Genomic DNA, 3,686 nt, shown 5'->3' with positions numbered 1-3,686 from the left:
CTGGCGCCCGGCACCTACGGGTGCAGGTCGGCGCGGGCACGTGCACAGGTCGGCAGCGCGGGTACGGGCTGGTGCCGGGGGACTCGGGCGGTCACCGCGGATGCGGCCGACACCGGCGTGCCGGTATGTCACCCGCTCGGGCGTGCCCGTCCCGCGAATGGGGTCCGGCCGCGCGCGCCCCGCGCCCCGTCGGGCTGTCATGGGGATGCGGGGCATCACCCGACGTGCTCCGCAGCCGCCGCTCGAAGGAGCCCAGCCATGCGCCGCACCGCCCGTGTCCTGTCCGCCGCCGCCCTGGCCGGTGCCGCCCTGGGCACCGCCGCCTCGGCCGTGTCCGCGGACACCGCCGGGGAGGTCAGCCCGGGCACCGTCGGCCCCGGCGGCACCGTCACCGTCTCCGTGGCCTGCGAGGCGACCGGCGGGACCCCGCCCGCCTTCATCGACGCGCACTCGCAGGGCTTCGAGCTGGGCACCGTCCAGCTCCAGCAGGTCCCCGGCACCGACGACCCGACGGTCGGCCCCGCATACAGCGGCACGGCGAAGATCGCGCCCGACCTGACCTTCGAGGCCGAGCAGAGCGCCGGCGCGCCGGCCTCCGAGTGGTCCGCCGACGGTACGTGTCCCGGACAGGCCGGGGGCCAGGGCAAGGCGTGGCAGGCGACGTTCACCGTCACGCGCGACGGCACGGGCACCTGCGCCACCGCGTCGCACGGTGTGGACACCCAGAGCGGCGGTTCCCTGACCGGCGACTTGCCATCCGGCGACTTCCAGGGCGTGGGCACCTGCCCGACGCACACCCCCACGCACATCCCGACACACGTCCCCACACCCCCCTGGGAGCCCACCCCCGCCCCGGTGCAGCGCGGGGTGGAGGCCGGTCAGGGCGGTGCCTTCACCGACTCGGTGCCCGCGCTGGTCGCCGGGGGAGTGCTGATCACGGGCGCCGCCGGGGCCGCCGTACACCGGCTGCGCCGCAGGAACACCTCCGCGCGCGGGTGACCCGGGATGCCGCCCGCGTGGCCGGCCGAGGCAACCCGAGCGGGCTCCCATGGGTCCCTGTGACCGTGGGTACCAGCACCCACAAGCAGCCACCAGGCACCGCACCAGCAACCGCGCGGAGGTACGCATGCGGCGGACGGACCCCCAGGGGCACGGCCCCGTCCGCTACGGCCCGCCGCTACCCGGCGACGGACTCCCCGTACTGCCCGAACTCGCCGCCGTCCTCGCCGCCGCAGCCGATCGCCCCGACGCCCAGCCGACCGGCGGCGGCCCCGCGCTCCTCGACGCGGCCTGCGGCTACTGGGCCCGGCGCGGACTGTCCGCCGACCCCGACCGGGTGGCCGCCGCCCCCGGCGCCCCGCCCCTGCTGCTCGCGCTGACCGCCGCGATCGGCGGCGACGTCCTGGTGCCCCGGCCCTGCGCGGCCTGGTGGGCGCCCCAGGTACGGGCGTTGGGCAGATCCGTGTTCCACGTGGGCACGCCCGCCGAGTGCGGGGGCGTGCCGGACCCGTACGCCTTCCTGGAGACCGTACGGAGGGTGCGCGCCGAGGGCGGTGATCCCCGGCTGCTCGTGCTGTCCGTGGCCGACGACCCGACGGCGACCGTCGCCCCGCCCGAACTCCTGCACGAGACCGTCGAGGCAGCGGCGGCGGAGGGCCTGCACCTGGTCAGCGACGAGACCTGGCGCGACACCCTGCACAGGCCGCACGACACCGTGCTGCTCAGCCCGGCCGAGATGCTGCCCGACAAGGTCACCGTCGTCACCGACCTGTGCGGCGCGCTGCTGCCGCCGGGCTGGCCCGCCGCCCTCGCCCGGTTCCCCGCGAACACCGCAGGCGACGCCCTACGCGCGCGCGTGCTCGACGTACTCACCGCGCTCGACGCCCGGATCGCCGAACCGGTCGCCGCCGCGGCGGCCTACGCCCTCGGCGAGCCCGAGCCCGTCACCGAACGGCTCACAGCCGCCGTACGCCTGCACGCGCGCGTGGCCGTCGCCGTGCACCGCGCGGTGACCGCCGCGGGCTGTCTGGCCCGGCCCCCGCGCGCGGGCCGTCATCTGTACGTCGATCTGGGCCCCCTGCGGACCGCGCTCGGCGCCCACGGTGTCGGTGACGCCCAGGAGCTGGAGGACTTCCTCACCGCCCGGCTCGGGATGCCCGCGCCGGGCGGTCACCGGTTCGGGGACGACCTCGCGGCGTTGCGTGTCCGGCTGGCCACGGGCGCGCTGCTCGGCGACACGCCCGGGGAACGGGCGCAGTCGCTCAGTTCACCCGATCCACTGGAACTGCCACACGTGCGACGCGCGTTGACCTTGGTGGGATCGATCTTCGACGATCTCCGTGACGACGCTCAGCGACGGGAGCCTCCTCGATGACGCAGCAGTCCGAGTCGACCACGACCACGAGCATCAGCACCGGCGCGACGCCTGAGGTGCTTCGGCCGCCGCACGGCGACCGGGTGTGGCCTCGCTCCTTCGCCGACCGGCTCACCGCCCCCTTGCCCGGCCTGCGGGGTATGGCCAGATTCGCCAGAGAGGGCGCGGTACGGCCGACGCCGGAAGGCCTCGCCGACATTCCGCGCCTGCCCTTCGAACCCGGCCCGCTGCCCCGCGTGGACGCGCGTACTGTCGCCGTCTCCTGGGCGGGGCACGCCAGTTGGGTGGTCAGGATCGGTGGGCTCACCGTCCTCACCGACCCGGTCTGGTCGCGCCGTATCCTGGGGACACCGGCCCGGATCACTCCCGTGGGCGTCGCCTGGAGCGCGCTGCCGCGCGTGGACGCCGTCGTCATCAGCCACAACCACTACGACCACCTCGACGCCCCGACGCTGCGCAGACTCCCGCGCGACACGCCGGTGTTCGTGCCGGCCGGGCTCGGGCGCTGGTTCCGGCGCCGCCGGTTCACTCATGTCACCGAGCTGGACTGGTGGGAGACGGCTGAACTGGGCGGCGTCCGCTTCGACTTCGTGCCGGCCCATCACTGGTCCAAGCGCGGGCTCACCGACACCTGCCGCACCCTGTGGGGCGGGTGGGTGCTCACCGACCTGGACGGTCAGCGGGTCTACTTCGCGGGTGACACCGGGTACGGCCACTGGTTCGCCCGTATCGGGCAGCGTTATCCGGGTATCGACCTCGCGCTGTTGCCGATCGGTGCGTACAACCCGCGGTGGTGGCTCAGTGACGTCCACTGTGACCCGGAGGAGGCGGTTCAGGCGGCCGTGGATCTGGGGGCGCGGCGGATGGCTCCGATGCACTGGGCGACGTTCGTCCTGTCGGCGGAGCCGGTCCTCGAACCCCTTTCCCGGGTGCAGGCTGCCTGGGAGCAGGCCGGCCTGCCCCGCGAGGACCTGTGGGACCTGCCGGTGGGAGGCTCGCGGGTGCTGGGCTGATTTGTTCTCGCCCCCGCCGCCCCTACCCGTCCCATCCTTCTGGGGGCTGCGCCCCCAGACCCCCGCTTGTCGGCCTGAACGGCCTCGTCCTCAAACGCCGGACGGGCTGAAAGATCAAACCCCGGCCGACGTCCGAGGACAACCGCGCCCAGCCCACCCCTTCTCCCCGCCCACCCGCCCCCGCCGCACTTCAGCACCGGCCGCCACCCTCCAGCCCGTCCGGCGTTTGAGGACGAGCGCGTTGAGCGCGACCTTCCCACCCACCTGCCACCTCCCCCGGCCGCCGCCACCCTCCAGCC

Annotated in this window: 3 protein-coding genes; all 3 read left to right on the top strand. The window is 75.1% G+C overall.

The window, feature by feature from the left end; all coding sequences use genetic code 11:
• The first annotated feature begins 258 nt into the window (after window positions 1-258).
• The 3 genes from ACFYXF_RS38895 to ACFYXF_RS38885 all read left to right on the top strand — a co-directional run bounded on the left by ACFYXF_RS38895 (window position 259) and on the right by ACFYXF_RS38885 (window position 3,387).
• Window positions 259-999 (top strand): hypothetical protein, encoded by a 741-nt coding sequence (locus tag ACFYXF_RS38895; RefSeq protein ID WP_389356712.1) that lies wholly within the window; start codon window positions 259-261, stop codon window positions 997-999.
• A 127-nt stretch (window positions 1,000-1,126) separates the two neighbouring features.
• Window positions 1,127-2,374, top strand: a complete 1,248-nt coding sequence (locus ACFYXF_RS38890) for an aminotransferase class I/II-fold pyridoxal phosphate-dependent enzyme (protein WP_389356711.1) — start codon at window positions 1,127-1,129, stop codon at window positions 2,372-2,374.
• Entirely contained in the window at window positions 2,371-3,387 is a 1,017-nt protein-coding gene (locus ACFYXF_RS38885) for an MBL fold metallo-hydrolase (protein WP_389356710.1), read from the top strand. The genes ACFYXF_RS38890 and ACFYXF_RS38885 overlap by 4 nt, the downstream gene beginning before the upstream one ends.
• The last annotated feature ends 299 nt before the right edge of the window (window positions 3,388-3,686 follow it).

It is taken from the genome of Streptomyces sp. NPDC002680, from assembly GCF_042889145.1.
GTDB classification, from domain to species: domain Bacteria; phylum Actinomycetota; class Actinomycetes; order Streptomycetales; family Streptomycetaceae; genus Streptomyces; species Streptomyces adonidis.
The sequence above is the reverse complement of the archived record's forward strand: the minus strand, read 5'-3'. Positions and strand labels throughout refer to the sequence as shown.